This is a genomic window from Micrococcus sp. M4NT, from assembly GCF_033790745.1.
In the GTDB taxonomy this organism is placed as follows: domain Bacteria; phylum Actinomycetota; class Actinomycetes; order Actinomycetales; family Micrococcaceae; genus Micrococcus.
In genome coordinates, this window is record NZ_JAMYEH010000011.1 from 1 (window position 1) to 16,567 (window position 16,567).

Sequence of the window (16,567 nt, forward strand, 5' to 3'; positions counted from 1 at the left end):
CGAGATGAGATTTCCTTGCCCCTTGAGGGTGTGAGGCCCCCAGCGAGAACACTGGGTTGATAGGCTGGATGTGGAAGCGAGGACTGAAGACTCGTGGAGCTGACCAGTACTAATAGGCCGATGACTTTTACACACATGTTCCTTCTGCTGCTTCAAGCGGGAGGGGTGATGGTGCTTGCGTCCACTGTGCGGTTGTCTGATTGCAACCGGTCCTGTCCCTTGTGGGGGTGGGGTTGAGAATTGAAGAGTGTGTCACTGTTGTGTGACCCGATGGTTTCCCGCTGCGCCTGTTTGGGTGTGTAGGTGGGGTTAGGGTTACGGCGGTCATAGCGTGGGGGAAACGCCCGGTTCCATTCCGAACCCGGAAGCTAAGGCCCACAGCGCCGATGGTACTGCAACCGGGAGGTTGTGGGAGAGTAGGTCGCCGCCGGACATCTTTTGAAGAGGGAAAAGGCCCTGCACCGAGTGTGCAGGGCCTTTTTCTGTTTCTGCACCACTACGCTGGACGACAGACCTCGCGTTGCCTCGGACCTCGAGGACGAGCGCGGATTGAGCACCGCCCGATTCGTCCCTTTCCACGGGGCGGCGGGGAGAGAGGACACCACATGGCAGACGGCACCCCCCGCGGAGAGACCCCCCGAGACGATCGCCGCGATCGACCCTCCGGAGGCCGTGGGCGTCCGGAGCGCTCCTCCGACGGCGGTCAGCGTTCTCGCTCTCCCCAGGCAGGGGCGGGACGCGGGGACCGCCGCCGGGATGACGCCGGGGGCGGTCAGCGTCGCGCCTTCTCCGGGGACCGTCGTCGCGACGACGCCGGCGGCGGAGAGCGGCGCGCGCGGGGTGGCGACGGTCGCCGCGACGAGGCAGCGGGCGATCGGCGGTCCTCCTTCGGCGATCGCCGCGGCGGCGCGGGGGAGCGGCGCCGGGACGGTGCCCCTCAGGGAGCCCGGCGGCAGGGCGACCGTGACGCCCGCGGCGGACGTCCGTTCGAGGACCGCCGCCGTCCGGACGCCGAGCGTCAGCGCCCGGCCCACAACCCCCGGGATCTGCGCGCCGCGAACCGGGTGGACCAGGAGCGCTCCCCGGACATCGACCACGATGTGACCGGCAAGGAGCTGGACCGCGGCACCCTCAAGGAGATCGGCGGCCTCGACGAGCGCCCCGCGGAGTGGGTGGCCAAGCACCTGGTGATGGCCGGCCGCTACCTCGAGGACGATCCGGCCCTGGCGTTCCAGCACGCCCTCGCCGCGTCCCGCAAGGGCGGCCGCCTCTCCCGCGTCCGCGAGGCCGTCGCGCTCACCGCCTACGCGGCGGGGGAGTACGGCGACGCCCTGCGCGAGTTCCGCACCTACCGTCGCATGACCGGCGACGACACCCACATCGCGGCGCAGGTGGACAGCGAGCGGGCCCTCGGCCGTCTCGACAAGGCGCTGCAGCTGGCCGCTGAGGTCGACCCCGCGGAGCTCAGCCGTGAGGCCCGGGTCGAGCTGGTGATGGTCGTCTCCGGCGTGCACGAGGACCTGGGTGACCTGCAGGGCGCCCACGACGCGCTCCAGATCCCCGAGCTGGACCGCCGACGCGGATACCCCTTCTCTCCGCGCCTCTTCCAGCGGCAGGCCGACGTCCTGGCAGCCCTCGGCCGACGCGAGGAGGCCCGCCTGTGGGCGCGCTCCGTCCGTGTGGCGGAGAAGGCGCTCGGCATCGGCGGGTTCGCCGAGCCCGAGATCATGGACATCGAGGTGGAGCCGGCAGAGGAGCCCGACCGGGGTGCTCGGGCCGGCGACCGGGGCGGTGCCCGCCACGGACGCGCCGATGATCGCCGCGAGGACCGTCCTCCTCGCCCCGCGAGCCCCCACGAGGAGGCGTCGGTGCCCGATGCCGCGGACACCGACGAGACCGCTCCCTCGGTCGCCATCGACCACGACCCGGAACAGATGGCCCTCTTCGACGCTCCGGCGGACGCCTCGGCCGAGGTCCCCGCGGCAGATCGGGCCTCGGAGGACGGTGCGGCGGCGGAGGGCGACGCCCGATGACGGCCCACGGTGTGCTCCACGGACACGACGGCCTGCTCTGCGACCTCGACGGGGTCGTCTACGCCGGCGGCGCCGCGATCCCGGGTGCGGTCGAGACCCTGACCACCCTGCAGGACCGGGGTGTCCCGGTCGCGTTCGTCACCAACAACGCCTCGCGCGCCCCCGAGGCGGTCGCCGAGCACCTCACCGCGCTGGGCATCCCCGCCGAGCCGTCCCAGGTCTTCGGCTCCGCCGTTGCGGGGGCCGACCTGCTCGGGGAGACGCTCGGGTCGCAGGCCGGCCGTGTGCTCGTCGTCGGGTCGCCGTACCTGCGGGAGGTCGTGGCCGAGCGCGGCCACACCCTCGTGGAGTCCGCGGCCGAGCACCCGGATGCCGTCATCCAGGGCTTCGACCCCTCCCTCGCGTGGTCCGACCTCGCGGAGGCGGCCTACGCCGTCAACGCCGGCGCCGCGTGGGTGGCGACCAACCTCGACCTGTCCATCCCCCGGGCCGAGGGCGTCGCCCCCGGCAACGGCGCCCTCGTGGCGGCGGTCGGCCACGCGACGGGCACGTCCCCTGTGGCCGCCGGAAAGCCCGAGCCGCACCTGTTCCGCAGCGCTGCCCGCGCGCTCGGCCTCTCCCGTCCCCTCGTGGTGGGAGACCGCTTGGACACGGACATCCGCGGGGGCAACGCCGCCGGCTTCGACACCGTCCTCGTCCTCACGGGCATCGACACGCGTGCGACGGCCGAGGCGGCGCCCGCGGGGGACCGCCCCACGTGGATCGTCGCGGACCTCTCCGCCCTCCTCGAGGCGCTCGGGGCCGATGCCTGAGGTCGGACGCGCCGACGTCGTCCTGGCCGCCCGGGGCCTCGCCCGTTCCCGCACGGACGCCGCCGCCCTGATCCGCGCCGGCCAGGTCCTGGCGGACGGGACGCCGGTGCGCCGTCCCGCCCAGCCCGTGGGGCCCGGCGTCGAGCTCGCCCTCGTGGACGACGGCCCGCGGTACGTGTCCCGTGCCGCCCACAAGCTCGTGAGCGCCCTCGCGGCCTTCCCGGACGTGGCGGTCGCCGGGCGCCGCGCCCTCGACGCCGGGGCCTCCACGGGCGGCTTCACCCAGGTGCTCCTCGAACGCGGGGCCGCCCCCGTGGTGGCCGTCGACGTCGGCCACGACCAGCTGGCGGCCGAGATCCGGGCGGACGAGCGGGTGACCGTGCATGAGGGGCTGAACGTCCGCGATCTCACGGCCGCGCACACGGGAGGGCCGGTCGAGCTCGTCGTCTCCGACCTCTCCTTCATCTCCCTGCGCCTCGTGGTGGGAGCCCTCGCGGGCGTGTGCACGCCCGACGCCGACCTGCTGCTCATGGTGAAGCCCCAGTTCGAGGTGGGCCGGACCGCGCTGCCGCGCACCGGCGTCGTGACGGACCCCTCGGCGCGCCGGCGCGCGGTGACCGACGTGGTGGCCGCGGCGCATCGCGCAGGGCTCGAGGCCACCGGCGTGGCCCGCTCGGGCCTGCCCGGCCAGGACGGCAACGTGGAGTTCTTCCTCCGCCTGCGCGCCGCCGCCTCGCCCTCCACCGACGACGCGGCCGGGCACGCGGAGCGGCTGTGCACCGCCCGGGCCGTCGACTGGGGCTGAGGCCGCCCCGCCTGGTTATCCTGGTCGGACGCGTCCCGCCCCACCCCGCCGTCCGCCCGCGGAAGGAACCATGCCCCAGAACCCCGCACGCCGCGTCCTCGTGCTCGCCCACACCGGGCGGCAGGACGCCATCAGTGCGGCGCTCCAGGCCACCGCGGCACTCGCGGACGAGGGCCTGAGCACCGTGATGCTCGAGCAGGACATCCGGGCCATCCGTGAGGCGGCCGACGAGCCGGACGGCTTCGCGCCCCTCACCCTCGGCGTGGACTGCGCGCTGACCGACGTCGCCCTCGGACTCGTGCTCGGCGGCGACGGCTCGGTGCTGCGCGCCGCCGACTTCGTGCGCGGGCACGGGGTCCCGCTCCTCGCGGTCAACCTCGGCCACGTCGGCTTCCTCGCCGAGTCGGAGCGCACCGACCTGCACCGCACGGTCCAGGCGATCGCGGACGAGGCGTACGTGGTCATCGAGCGGATGGCGCTCGACGTCGTGGTCCGGGTGGACGGCCACGAGGTCGCCCGCACGTGGGCGCTCAACGAGGCCTCCGTCGAGAAGTCGAACCGGGAGCGCATGCTGGAGGTCGTCGTCTCGGTGGACGACTCGCCGCTGACGGCCTTCGGCTGCGACGGCGTCGTCCTGGCCACCCCGACCGGCTCCACCGCCTACGCGTTCTCCGCGGGCGGTCCCGTGGTGTGGCCCGGGGTGGAGGCCCTGCTGTTCGTGCCCATCAGCGCCCACGCCCTCTTCGCCAAGCCGTGCGTGGTCGGCCCGCGCAGCACGATCGCCGTGGACGTCATGACCCGCACGCGGGAGACCGGCGTGCTGTGGTGCGACGGCCGCCGCACCGTCGAGCTGCCGCCCCAGGCGCGGGTCGAGGTGTCCCGCTCGGCGGAGCCGGTGCGGCTGGCCCGGCTGAACCCCACCCCCTTCGCGGAGCGCCTCGTGCGCAAGTTCCGCCTGCCCACCGAGGGGTGGCGTGGCCCCGTGACGGCCGAGGAGAGGGACGCGGCCGCGGGCTACGCCGTGGAGACGGTCGAGCCGCGGCACGCGGGTCCGCGTCCTGAGGTCGTCGCCCCGGCCACCGCCAGCCTGCCCGTGCTCTCCCCGGAGGAGCTGCGGCGGCACCGGGAAGAGGGCCGCCCGTGGCGCCGCTCGGAGGAGGGCTCGTGATCGACGTCCTGCGCATCTCCGGTCTCGGGGTGATCGGGGAGGCCAGCGTGGAGCTGGACCCCGGCTTCACCGTCGTCACCGGTGAGACCGGCGCCGGCAAGACCATGGTGGTCACCGCGCTCGGCCTGCTGCTGGGCGCGCGGGCCGACGCCGGCGTGGTCCGGCGCGGCGCCAGGTGCGCCGCGGTGGACGCCGAGGTCCGCGTCCCCGAGGGGCACGCGGCGCTGGCGCTCGCGGAGGGGGCCGGCGCCGTCGTCGACGAGGCGGACGAGGCCGGGGTGCGCGACCTGGTGCTCAGCCGTTCCGTGACCGCGTCCGGGGACGGCACCCGGTCCCGCGCGAGCGCGGGAGGACGCACGGTCCCGGTGGGGCTGCTCTCCGAGATCGGCGCCACGCTCGTCGCCGTGCACGGCCAGAACGACCAGGTGCGCCTGCAGAGCGCGCAGGCCCAGCGGCGCGCCCTCGACGCGTTCGGCGGGCCGCCGCTGCAGGCCGTGCTCGCCGCCTACCGCGGCGACCACGCGGCGTGGAGCGCCGCCCGCCGTGAACGCGACGAGCTCAGCACCCACCAGCAGGAGCGCGCCCGCGAGGCCGAGGCCCTGCAGCGCTCCCTCGAGGAGATCGACCTCGCCCAGCCGGCCGCGGGGGAGGACGAGGAGCTGCGGACGCGGATCCGCCGCCTCGAGGACGTCGAGGAGCTGCGCGCCGCCTCCGGCACCGCGTATGCCCACCTGACGGGCGGCGACGTGGACGCCGCCGAGGAGATCCCCGGGGCCGTGGCTCTCGTGGAGGCGGCCCGGCAGGCCCTGGCGGCCGCCCCCGGGAAGGACGCGGACCTCGAGGCCGCGGCGGCGCGCCTGGCCGAGGCCTCCCTCGTGCTCACGGACATCGCCGGGGACCTCGCGGGCTACGGCGCCGACCTCGACGCCGACGCCGCCGGAGACCTCGACGCCGCCCAGTCCCGGCTGGCCGAGCTCACCCGTCTCCAGCGCCTCTACGGGCCCGAGCTCACGGACGTCGTGGCGTGGGCCGAGACGCAACGCCCGCGCCTCGACGAGCTGCAGGGAGACACCGGCCGCCTCGAGGAGCTCGACGCGGAGCTCGCCCGCCTGGACGCCGTCCTGCGCGAGCGCGCCGCGGAGCTCAGCGCCCTGCGCGCCGCCGCCGCCGAGCAGCTGGAGGCGGCCGTCACCGAGGAGCTGCACGCCCTGTTCATGCCGGACGCGTCCTTCCACGTGGGCCTCACCCCCCTGCCCGGGGAGGAGCTCGGACCGCACGGCGCGGAGGAGGTGGCCCTCGCGCTGCGCCCGCACGCCGGCTCCGAGCCGCGTCCACTGGGCCGCGGCGCCTCGGGCGGCGAACTGAGCCGCGTGATGCTCGCGCTCGAGGTCGTCCTGGCCGCCACGGACCCGGTGCCCACCTTCGTCTTCGACGAGGTCGACGCCGGCGTGGGCGGCGAGGCCGCCGTGCGCATCGGCGCCCGCCTGGCCCGCCTGGCCCGCCACGTGCAGGTGATCGCCGTGACCCACCTGCCCCAGGTGGCCGCCTACGCGGACCGCCACGTGCGCGTGGAGAAGAACTCGGATCCCGGAGCGGGCGTGACCGTCTCCGACGTCGTGACCCTCAGCGAGGAGGAACGCGTCGAGGAGCTGGCCCGCATGCTGGCCGGCCACGGGGACTCCGCGGCCGCCCGGGCCCACGCCCGAGAGCTGCTCGAATCCCGCACCCACGAGGAGGACGACGATGCCTGAGATCCCCGCCGCCGCGGGCCGCGCCCCGCTGCGCGACCTGCACGTCCCGCGCAAGGTGAAGAAGGCCAAGACCGTGTTCGAGGGGCGCGTGTGGGACATCGCCCGCGAGACCTTCCGGCTGGACCCGGCCGAGAAGGAGGTCGAGCCGATCACGCGCGAGCTCATGGTGCACCCCGGCGCCGTCGCGGTGCTGGCCCTGCGCACCGCCATGACCGGGGCCGGACCGCAGGAGCAGGTCGCCCTCGTGCGGCAGTACCGGCACCCCGTGGGCATGGAGCTGTGGGAGATCCCGGCCGGGCTGCGGGACGTGGACGGCGAGGCCCTCCACGAGGTCGCCGTGCGCGAGTTGCACGAGGAGGCGGACCTGCGCGCCGACGAGTGGCACACCCTCGTGGACTACTTCACCTCCCCGGGCGGCTCCACCGAGGCCATCCGCGTGTTCCTCGCCCGGAAGGTGCGCGAGGTGGGGGAGGAGGAGCGCTTCGCCCGCACCGACGAGGAGGCCGCCATGCCGCTGGCCTGGGTGGGCGTGGACGAGGTCGTCGACGCCGTCCTCGACGGACGGGTGCACAACCCCTCCACCGTGGTGGCCGTGCTCGCCCTCCAGGCGCACCGCGCGCGCGGGTGGCGGCGGCTGCGCCCCGTGGACGCCCCCTTCGTGCCGGAGCGGCAGGGCCCAGGGGCGGACTGGCCCGCGTGAACGCGGCGAGGACGACGACGGCCGGCGGCACGGGGGGACAGGGCGATCCCGGTGGGACCGGGCGCGAACCCGACGCACCCTCGCCGCTCGCGGGCCCGATCCGGCGACATCTGGACCACCTCGCCGTCGAGCGGGGACTGGCGGCGAACACGCTGGCCGCGTACCGGCGCGACCTCGAGCGATACCGGGCCTGGCTGGACGCACACGGCATCAGCGAGCCGCGCGCCGTGGAGCCGGGGCACGTCTCCGGCTTCCTCCAGGCGCTCGGCACCGGAGCCGACGGCGGCCGCCCCCTCGCGGTGCGCTCGGCCGCGCGGGTGCTCGCCGCGGTACGCGGCCTGCATCGGTTCTGGGCGCTCGAGGGGATCACCGAGTCCGACCCCGCGCGGGACGTCCACCCCCCGCGGCCCGGTGCCCGCCTCCCGAAGGCGCTTCCCGTGGATCAGGTGACCGCGCTGCTCGAGTCCGTCTCCGTGGACACCCCGGCGGGGCTGCGGGACCGCGCCCTGCTGGAGTTCCTGTACGGCACCGGAGCGCGCATCTCCGAGGTCGTCGGCCTGGACGTGGACGACGTCGTGGGGCTCAGGGGCGTCGAGGACGGCGACGGCGGCCAGCCCGTGGTGCGCCTGTTCGGCAAGGGCTCGAAGGAGCGCGTGGTGCCCGTCGGCTCGTACGCGTCCGAGGCCCTCGAGGCGTGGCTCGTGCGGGGCCGGCCCGCGATGGTGGGCGGGGCGACGGCCTCCTCGCCCGCGCTGTTCGTGAACCGGCGCGGCGGACGGCTCTCCCGGCAGTCCGCATGGGCCGTGCTGAAGCGAGCGGCGGAGCGCGCCGGGATCGACGCCGAGGTCTCCCCGCACACGCTGCGCCACTGCTTCGCCACACACCTGCTGGCCGGCGGCGCGGACGTGCGCGTGGTGCAGGAGCTGCTGGGCCACGCCTCCGTCACCACCACGCAGGTGTACACGCTCGTCACCGTCGAGTCGCTGCGCGAGGTCTACGCCACGGCGCACCCGCGGGCACGCTGACCCGCGCACGCTGACCCGGGCCGGCACGCCGACGGCGGGCCGCCTCCCGTGTGGGGGGGGCGACCCGCCGTCGTCGTGGGTCAGGTCGTGACGGCCGGTCCGGCCGCGGCCCTGGATCTGACCCCGCAGGCTGGTCAGGACACGCCGTGTGCCGTTCGTGCAGACGGCGTGTCGTGACCACTCTGCGGCGAGGGGGTGCTCACTGCTGGGGCAGCTCGCGCTGCTCGGGGCCGTCGTAGGCCGAGAGGGGGCGGATCAGCGCGTTGGAGGCGCGCTGCTCCATGATGTGAGCGGTCCAGCCGGTGATGCGCGCGGCGATGAAGATCGGCGTGAACATCTCGGTGTCGAAGCCCATGAGGTGGTAGGTCGGGCCGGCCGGGTAGTCGAGGTTCGGCTTGATCTGCTTCGCCTCGTCCATGGCCTGCTCGAGACCGTCGTACAGGCCGAGCATCTCGGCGCGGCCGTAGTGCTCGATCATGCGGTCCAGCGCGGCCTTCATGGTGGGCACCCGGGAGTCGCCCTTCTTGTACACGCGGTGCCCGAAGCCCATGACCTTCTTCTTCTGGGCCAGCGCGTCCTCCATCCACGCCTTCGACCGGGCGGCGGCGTCCTCGCGGGACTCCTCCTTGCGGATGCCGATCTCGTCGAAGGTGTGCATGACGGCCTCGTTCGCGCCGCCGTGCAGCGGGCCCTTGAGCGCGCCGATCGCGCCGGTCACGGCCGAGTGCAGGTCGGAGAGCGTGGAGGTGATGACGCGCGCCGTGAAGGTGGACGCGTTGAAGGAGTGCTCGGCGTAGAGCACCATCGAGACGCGGAACGCGTCCACCACCTCGGGGGCGGCCTCCTCGCCGAACGTCATCCAGAGGAAGTTCTGCGAGTAGTCCAGGTCCTCGCGGGGCTCCACGACGTCCTGGCCGCGGCGGCGGCGCTGGTCGTAGGCGACGACGGCCGGGAACGCCGCGAACAGCGCCTTGGCCTTCTCCAGCTCGGCCTCCGGGGAGGAGTCCTCCGCCTTCGGGTGGTTGGCGCCCAGCACGGACACGGCGGTGCGGCCCACGTCCATGGGGTGGCAGTCCGTGGGGAGCAGGTCGATTGCGTCCTTCACCTTCGGGTCCAGGGCGCGGTGGGCGCGCTCGAAGCGCTCGAACTCGGAGAGCTCCTCGTCCGAGGGCAGCTCGCCGGTCCAGAGCAGCAGCGCGACGGCCTCGAACGGCAGGCTCGCCGCGAGGTCCTGCACGGGGTAGCCGCGGTAGAGCAGGGAGTTGGTCTCGGGGTTGACCTTGGAGACCGCCGTGGTGTCCACGACGACGCCGGCCAGGCCCTTCTTGATCTCGGTCTCGGTCATGATGTGCCTCCTGGAGGAGAGGCGGCCCGCCCGGGCGGGCGGGCCGCGGTGGTGTCAACGGTGACGGTCAGAGATTGGCGTTGTTGGACTCGATGTCCGTGGTCGGCACGTCGAAGTTGAAGATGCCGGTGTCGAAGGCGTTGTAGGCCTCGTAGTCCACGAGCTCGTACAGGCGGGCGCGGGTGAGCATGTGCTCCACCTGCGACTGCTGGGTGCCCTCGGACGAGATCGCGTCGAGCACACGCTCGGCGGCGCCCATCGCGGAGCGCAGCAGGGTCACCGGGTAGATGACCATGGCCACGCCCGCCTCCGCCAGCTGCTCACGGGTGAACAGCTCGGACTTGCCGAACTCGGTCATGTTGGCCAGCACGGGCACGCCGAGCGGGGCGAGCTCGCGGCACACGGTCTCGAACTCGGAGATGTCCTTGAGCGCCTCCGGGAAGATCGCGTCCGCGCCGGCCTCCACGAGCGCCTTCATGCGGGCGATCGCGGCGTCCAGGCCCTCGACGGCGCGCAGGTCGGTGCGCGCCATGACGAGAAAGTTCGGGTCCCGGCGGGCGTCCACCGCGGCGGCGATGCGCTTGACGGCGGTGTCCAGGTCCACCATGTTCTTGCCGTCGAGGTGGCCGCACCGCTTCGGGTTGAACTGGTCCTCGATGTGGCATCCGGCGAGTCCGGCGTTCTCGAGCTCCTGCACGGTGCGGGCCACGTTCATCGGCTCGCCGAAGCCCGTGTCCGCGTCGATCAGGCAGGGCAGGTCCGTGAGGCGGGCGATCTGCCCGCCGCGCTGGGCCACCTCGGTCAGCGTGGTCAGCCCGACGTCGGGCAGGCCGAGCTCATTGGCGAGCACGGCTCCGGAGATGTAGACGCCCGGGAACCCCTTCTCCTCGATGAGCTTCGCGGTGAGCGGGGTGAACGCGCCGGGGAACTGCTGCGCGCCGCCCTTCGCGAGGGTCTCGCGGAGGTCCCTGCGCTTCTGCTCGGCGGTCTTCGTGGAGTACAGCATCAGAAGAGGCCCTTCGGAGCGGCGGCCAGGTCGGCCTCGGACAGGTAGGCCGGGTCGGCCTTGACGTTGAGCTGGTCCAGGTCACCGGCCTCCAGCTCGGACACGCGCTGGGCGGCCGCGAGGAAGCGGTCCTGCTCCTCGGGCGTGACGATGCCCTCGGCGAGGGTGCGGAACTTCTGGATGTACTGCTCGCGGGAGAACGGGCGCGCGCCGAGCGGGTGCGCGTCGGCCACAGCGATCTCGTCCGTGATGACGGTGCCGTCGGTCAGCGTGATCTCCACGGCGCCGCCGAACGCCTTCTCGGACAGGTCGAGGGAGTGGTACCGGCGGGTCCACTCGGGATCCTCCACCGTGGTGACCTTGTGCCACAGCTCCACGGTGTCCGGGCGCGCGGCGCGCTCCGGGGCGTAGGAGTCCACGTGGTGCCACGCGCCGTCCTGGAGGGCCACCGTGAAGATGTAGGGGATCGAGTGGTCGAGGGTCTCGCGGGACGCCGTCGGGTCGTACTTCTGGGGGTCGTTCGCGCCGGAGCCGATGACGTTGTGGGTGTGGTGCGAGGTCTTGATCAGCACGGACGCCACGTTCTTCGGGTCCGTGGCCTCGGGGTGCTCGCCGTGCAGCTTGCGGGCGAGGTCGATCCAGGCCTGCGCCTGGTACTCCGCGGAGTGCTCCTTGGTGTAGGTGTCCAGGATGCCGCGCTTGGGCTCGCCCTTCTCGGGCAGCGGGACCTCGTAGGAGGCGTCCGGGCCGTCGAGCATCCACGCGATGACACCGTCCTCGCCCTCGTAGATCGGCACGGGGGAGGTCTGGCCGCGCATCGCGCGGTCCGCGGCCTCGACGGCCATCTTGCCGGCGAAGGCCGGGGCGTGGGCCTTCCACGTGGAGATCTCCCCCTTGCGGGACTGGCGGGTGGCCGTCGTCGTGTGCAGGCCCTGGCCGATGGCCTGGAAGATCGTCTCGGCGTCGAGGCCGAGGAGCGTGCCGATGCCGGCGGAGGCCGAAGGGCCGATGTGCGCGACGTGGTCGATCTTGTGGCCGTACAGGTTGATGGACTTCACGAGGTCCACCTGCACCTCGTAGCCGGTCGCGATGCCGCGCACGAGGTCCTTGCCGGAGCGGCCCGTGTGCTGGGCGACCGCGAGGATCGGCGGGATGTTGTCGCCGGGGTGGGAGTACTCGGCGGCCAGGAACGTGTCGTGGTAGTCGAGCTCGCGCACGGCCACGCCGTTGGCCCAGGCCGCCCACTCGGGGGAGACCTTCTGGTCGATGCCGAACACGGTGGCGCCCTCGCCGCCGGTGGAGGCGGGGTGGGCGAGCGCCTGGGCGCGGGCGGCGACGATCGGGCCGCGCTTGAGCGAGGCGACGGCGACGGAGGCGTTGTCGATGATGCGGTTGACGATCATCTCCTCCACCTCCGGGAGGATCTCCACCGGGTCCACGGCGACCTCGGCGAGCTTCATGGCGAGCTGGTCCTTGCGCTCGAGGTTCTCCTCGGAGCGGTGGACGCGGACGTGGTGGTTCTTCATGGTCGGTCTCCTTCGGTGGGGGTCAGCAGGGCCCCGGCGTCGTCGCGACGGCTCCGGGTGAGGTGGTGGAAGGCGTGGTGCAGGTGGACGCGGGTGGTGGCCTCGGCCAGGTCGGCGGCGCCGGAGGCGACGGCGGACGCGATGTCCGCGTGCTCCTCGGCGGAGGTGGCGAGGCGGCACGGGTCGTTGGCGGCCAGCCGGCGCAGCCGTGCCAGGTGCAGGCGCAGGGTGCGCAGGGTCGAGACGAGGTACGGGTTGTCGGCCGCGGCGTCGAGCGAGGCGTCCAGCTCGGAGGTCATGGCGTAGTACTCGGTGGGGTCGGACCCCGCGCGCAGGGACGGCGCGGCGGCCGCGAACCGCTCGGCCAGATCGGCCAGCGACTCGGCCGCCTCGTCCGTCGCCCGCTGGGCGGCTCGCCGGGCGAGGAGGGACTCGAGCGCGATCCGCAGCTCGAACAGCTGGTCCGCCTGCTCGAGGGAGATGTCGGCCACGACGGCGCCGCGCCCCGTGGCCTGTTCGGCCAGGCCGTCCGCGACGAGCCGGGAGATGGCCTCCCGGACCGGGGTGCGGGAGATCCCCAGCCGCTCGGCCAGCTCGACCTCGGCGAGCCCGGCGCCGGGCGGCAGGGACCAGTCGAGGATCTCCGTCCTCAGCGTCTGGTAGGCCCGCTCACTCGCTCGCATGCCAGAAGTGTATACACGGGCACCCCCCACCGCCAAGGCCCCATCGGGGTGAATGCGCCTGAGAATCGCCTCGGTGTCCTCACTCAGGCCTGCCGTTGCGAGAACATGTATACAGAAACCCTTGATCTCTGTGATGTGGCGCACTACGATCGCGGCATGGCGACTCCCGACGCATCCCCGGCCCCCGGCACCCGCAGCTCCTACGCAGACGTCCACGCCCGCTCCCTCGCCGACCCGGAGGGGTTCTGGCTCGAGGCCGCCCAGGCGATCGACTGGACCACCCCGCCCACGCGCGCGGTCGACTCCTCGAACGCGCCCCTGCACCGCTGGTTCCCGGACGGCGTCCTGAACACCGCCCACAACTGCCTGGACCGCCACGTGGACGCCGGCCGCGGCGACGCGCTCGCGCTGGTCCACGACTCGGCGATGACCGGCACGGTCACCCGCTACACCTACGCGCAGCTGCGGGACGAGGTGGCCGCGCTCGCGGGCGCCCTCGCGGCCCAGGGGGTGGGCAAGGGGGACCGCGTGCTCGTCTACCTGCCGATGATCCCGCAGGCGCCCGTCGCGATGCTCGCGTGCGCCCGCCTCGGCGCCGTCCACTCGGTGGTCTTCGGCGGCTTCGCCCCGCGCGAGCTCGCCGCCCGCATCGACGACGCCGCGCCCGACGTCGTGCTGACGTGCTCGGGCGGCATCGAGCCGAAGCGCCGCGTGGAGTACCTGCCCGCCGTCGCCGAGGCGCTCGAGACGGCTTCGCACCCGGTGCGGACGGTCCTCGTCCACCACCGCGACGGCTTCGAGACCGCGCTGGCCGACGTCGCCGAGCGTGGGGGAGCGGCGTGGAAGGACTGGGACGAGGCCGTGGCCGCCGCTGAGCCGGCCGCCTGCGTGGACGTCGCCGCCACCGATCCGCTCTACGTGCTCTACACCTCCGGGACCACGGGCAGGCCCAAGGGTGTGGTCCGGGACAACGGCGGACACGCCGTGGCCCTGCGGTGGACCATGGAGAACATCTACGACGTCGGCCCGGACCAGGCCATGTGCACCGCCTCGGACGTGGGCTGGGTGGTGGGCCACTCCTACATCGTCTACGGTCCGCTGCTGGCCGGAGCGACCACCGTCATGTACGAGGGCAAGCCCGTGGGCACGCCCGATGCGGGGGCGTTCTGGCGCCTGATCGAGGACCACGGCGTCCGCTCCTTCTTCACGGCCCCCACCGCGCTGCGCGCCATCCGCCGTCAGGACCCCGAGGGCGCGCTCATGAAGGAGCACGATCTCAGCACGCTCGCGCACTTCTACGCCGCCGGCGAGCGCCTGGACCCGGAGACCCAGCGCTGGATCGAGGAATTGCTGGGCATGCCGGTCATCGACCACTGGTGGCAGACGGAGACGGGCTGGGCGATCGCCGCGAACCCGGTGGGGCTGGAGGAGCTGCCCGTGAAGATCGGCTCCTCGTCCGTGCCCTCGCCCGGCTTCGACCTCGTGGTGCTGGACGGCCTGGGCGAGCCGGTGGGCCCCGGAGAGGAGGGGAACATCGCGGTGCGCCTGCCTCTGCCCCCGGGCACCCTGCCCACCCTGTGGGGCGACGACCAGCGGTACATCGACTCCTACCTCTCCGCCTTCGAGGGCCACTACGCGACGGGCGACTCGGGCCTCGTGGACGAGGACGGCTACGTGTTCGTCCTGGGCCGCACCGACGACGTCATCAACGTGTCCGGGCACCGCCTCTCCACAGGCGTCCTCGAAGCGGCGCTCGCCGCGCACCCGGCCGTGGCGGAGTGTGCCGTCGTCGGGCTCGCGGATCCGCTCAAGGGCCAGCGCCCCTTCGGCTACGTGGTGCTCAAGTCCGGGGTGGAGACGCCGGAGCCGGGCTCCCCGGCGGAGGCCGCGCTCCTCGAGGAGCTGCGCCAGGCGGTGCGGCGGGGCGTGGGCCCCGTGGCCGACTTCCGCGACGTCGCGATCGTGGACGCCCTGCCCAAGACCCGCTCCGGCAAGATCCTGCGCAAGACCATGCGCCAGATGGCGGACGGCGAGGAGTACACGGTGCCCTCCACGATCGAGGACGCCTCCGTCCTGGACGATCTGCGCCGGCTCCTGCACCCGCAGCGCTGAGGCCGCGTCGAGGGCACGCGCCGTGACGGGGGTGGGAAGGCCGGCCGGCCTCTCCCGCCCCCGTCGCAATGCCGTGCGTGGCCGAAGTGGCGCTCATCTCATCGTAGGGTGATCCTTGACATCTCTGGCACCCTCTGAAAGGACCGTGCCCATGGCGCACTCGACCGCCGCCGCACCGCCCACGGCGAAGCAGCCGAAGGACCGCACCCACTGGCTCTACATCTCCGTGATCGCCTCGGTGGTCCTCGGCGCCCTCGTGGGCCTGCTGTTCCCGGAGTTCGGCAAGTCCCTCAAGCCCCTGGGCGACGGCTTCGTCTCCCTCATCAAGATGATGATCGGCCCGGTCATCTTCTGCACGATCGTGCTCGGCATCGGCTCGATCGCCAAGGCCGCCACCGTCGGCAAGGTCGGCGGCATCGCGCTGCTCTACTTCATCACGATGTCCACCTTCGCCCTGGCCATCGGCCTCGTGGTCGGCAACTTCGTGCACCCGGGCGAGGGCCTGGCCCTGAAGCCCTATGACCCGAGCGCCCCCAAGCCGGAGATGGACTCCACGGTCAAGTTCCTGCTGGACATCATCCCGGGCTCCGTGCCCGTGCTCCCCGTGCTGTTCGTGGCGCTGCTCGTGGGCTTCGCGCTGCAGCAGATGGGCCCGGCCGGCGCGCCGCTGCTGCGCGGCCTCACGCTCATCCAGGGCGTCGTGTTCCGCATCCTCATGATGATCATGTGGATCGCTCCCATCGGCGCCTTCGGGGCGATCGCCGCCGTCGTCGGGTCCACGGGCTGGTCCGCGATCGGCGCCATGCTCCTGCTGATGGGCTCGTTCTACCTGACCTGCATCCTGTTCATCACCCTGATCCTGGGCACCCTCTTGAAGGTGGTCACGGGCCTGAGCATCTTCTCGCTCATGAAGTACCTGGGCCGCGAGTACCTGCTCATCTTCGCCACGAGCTCCTCCGAGTCCGCCCTGCCGCGCCTGATCGCCAAGATGGAGCACGCCGGCGTGCACAAGTCCGTGGTCGGCGTGACCGTGCCCACCGGCTACTCCTTCAACCTGGACGGCACCGCCATCTACCTGACGATGGCCGCCCTCTTCGTCTCCAACGCGATGGGGATGGAGATGAACCTCGGCGAGCAGGTCGGCCTGCTGCTCTTCATGATCATCGCCTCCAAGGGCGCCGCCGGCGTGACGGGCGCCGGCCTGGCCACCCTGGCCGCCGGCCTGCAGGCGCACCGCCCCGAGCTGCTCGGCGGCATGGGCGTGATCGTGGGCATCGACAAGTTCATGTCCGAGGCCCGCGCGCTCACCAACTTCACCGGCAACGCCGTGGCCACCCTCCTCATCGGCCGCTGGGTCGGGGAGCTCGACGGGGAGCGCGCGCGCGCCGTCCTCGCCGGCGAGGTGAAGTTCGACGAGGCCTCCGTGGTCGGTCACGACGTCGTCGAGTCGCCCACGGCCGCCGAGCAGGCGTTCGAGGGCCACCCCGGGTCGAGCCTGCACACCGCGATCCCGGACGAGGCGACGCGCCGCTGACCGGATGGAGCACGCGCCGCCGTCGCGGAGGGGCCGGGGGCTGCTGCCCTCGGCCCCTCGGCGTCTC

At 73.2% G+C, this 16,567-nt stretch carries 13 protein-coding genes and 2 rRNA genes; 11 read left to right on the forward strand and 4 right to left on the reverse strand.

Features of this window, described 5'->3' with window-relative positions:
* The 9 genes from NJC10_RS08915 to xerD all read left to right on the forward strand — a co-directional run.
* A 23S ribosomal RNA gene (locus NJC10_RS08915) occupies window positions 1-134 on the forward strand; the annotation flags it as partial.
* A gap of 182 nt (window positions 135-316) precedes the next feature.
* Window positions 317-433, forward strand: a 5S ribosomal RNA gene (gene rrf, locus NJC10_RS08920).
* Window positions 434-1,064: 631 nt separating this feature from the next.
* Window positions 1,065-2,033, forward strand: a complete 969-nt coding sequence (locus tag NJC10_RS08925; protein ID WP_319076048.1) for a hypothetical protein — start codon at window positions 1,065-1,067, stop codon at window positions 2,031-2,033.
* Window positions 2,030-2,845: an HAD-IIA family hydrolase gene (locus NJC10_RS08930; RefSeq protein WP_319076051.1), complete on the forward strand. Its 816-nt coding sequence runs from the start codon at window positions 2,030-2,032 to the stop codon at window positions 2,843-2,845. Before NJC10_RS08925 ends, NJC10_RS08930 begins: the two co-directional genes overlap by 4 nt.
* A complete protein-coding gene (locus tag NJC10_RS08935; protein ID WP_319076053.1) occupies window positions 2,838-3,650 on the forward strand; it encodes a TlyA family RNA methyltransferase in 813 nt (270 codons plus the stop codon). The genes NJC10_RS08930 and NJC10_RS08935 overlap by 8 nt, the downstream gene beginning before the upstream one ends.
* Before the next feature lie 70 nt (window positions 3,651-3,720).
* On the forward strand, window positions 3,721-4,818 hold the full coding sequence (locus NJC10_RS08940) for an NAD kinase (protein ID WP_298988000.1): 1,098 nt from the start codon (window positions 3,721-3,723) through the stop codon (window positions 4,816-4,818).
* Window positions 4,815-6,569 (forward strand): DNA repair protein RecN, encoded by a 1,755-nt coding sequence (recN, locus tag NJC10_RS08945; RefSeq protein ID WP_298711393.1) that lies wholly within the window; start codon window positions 4,815-4,817, stop codon window positions 6,567-6,569. Before NJC10_RS08940 ends, recN begins: the two co-directional genes overlap by 4 nt.
* Window positions 6,562-7,269 (forward strand): NUDIX hydrolase, encoded by a 708-nt coding sequence (locus tag NJC10_RS08950; protein WP_319076057.1) that lies wholly within the window; start codon window positions 6,562-6,564, stop codon window positions 7,267-7,269. The genes recN and NJC10_RS08950 overlap by 8 nt, the downstream gene beginning before the upstream one ends.
* Complete coding sequence (gene xerD / locus NJC10_RS08955; protein WP_413466424.1) at window positions 7,266-8,294, forward strand: site-specific tyrosine recombinase XerD; 1,029 nt, start codon at window positions 7,266-7,268, stop codon at window positions 8,292-8,294. Before NJC10_RS08950 ends, xerD begins: the two co-directional genes overlap by 4 nt.
* A 199-nt stretch (window positions 8,295-8,493) precedes the next feature.
* Here the strand turns inward: xerD and NJC10_RS08960 are convergent, their stop codons facing one another.
* The 4 genes from NJC10_RS08960 to NJC10_RS08975 all read right to left on the reverse strand — a co-directional run bounded on the left by NJC10_RS08960 (window position 8,494) and on the right by NJC10_RS08975 (window position 12,854).
* Window positions 8,494-9,639, reverse strand: coding sequence for a bifunctional 2-methylcitrate synthase/citrate synthase (locus NJC10_RS08960; RefSeq protein ID WP_319076059.1), 1,146 nt, complete (start codon window positions 9,637-9,639; stop codon window positions 8,494-8,496).
* 67 nt (window positions 9,640-9,706) lie between these two features.
* Complete coding sequence (prpB, locus tag NJC10_RS08965) at window positions 9,707-10,645, reverse strand: methylisocitrate lyase (RefSeq protein WP_298711384.1); 939 nt, start codon at window positions 10,643-10,645, stop codon at window positions 9,707-9,709.
* Entirely contained in the window at window positions 10,645-12,171 is a 1,527-nt protein-coding gene (locus NJC10_RS08970) for an MmgE/PrpD family protein (RefSeq protein ID WP_319076062.1), read from the reverse strand. Before NJC10_RS08970 ends, prpB begins: the two co-directional genes overlap by 1 nt.
* On the reverse strand, window positions 12,168-12,854 hold the full coding sequence (locus NJC10_RS08975) for a GntR family transcriptional regulator (RefSeq protein ID WP_319076065.1): 687 nt from the start codon (window positions 12,852-12,854) through the stop codon (window positions 12,168-12,170). The genes NJC10_RS08970 and NJC10_RS08975 overlap by 4 nt, the downstream gene beginning before the upstream one ends.
* 156 nt (window positions 12,855-13,010) lie before the next feature.
* On the opposite strand from NJC10_RS08975, the gene NJC10_RS08980 reads away from it, so the two are divergent.
* On the forward strand, window positions 13,011-14,966 hold the full coding sequence (locus tag NJC10_RS08980) for an AMP-binding protein (RefSeq protein WP_319076067.1): 1,956 nt from the start codon (window positions 13,011-13,013) through the stop codon (window positions 14,964-14,966).
* A gap of 151 nt (window positions 14,967-15,117) precedes the next feature.
* Entirely contained in the window at window positions 15,118-16,500 is a 1,383-nt protein-coding gene (locus tag NJC10_RS08985) for a cation:dicarboxylate symporter family transporter (RefSeq protein WP_319076069.1), read from the forward strand.
* The last annotated feature ends 67 nt before the right edge of the window (window positions 16,501-16,567 follow it).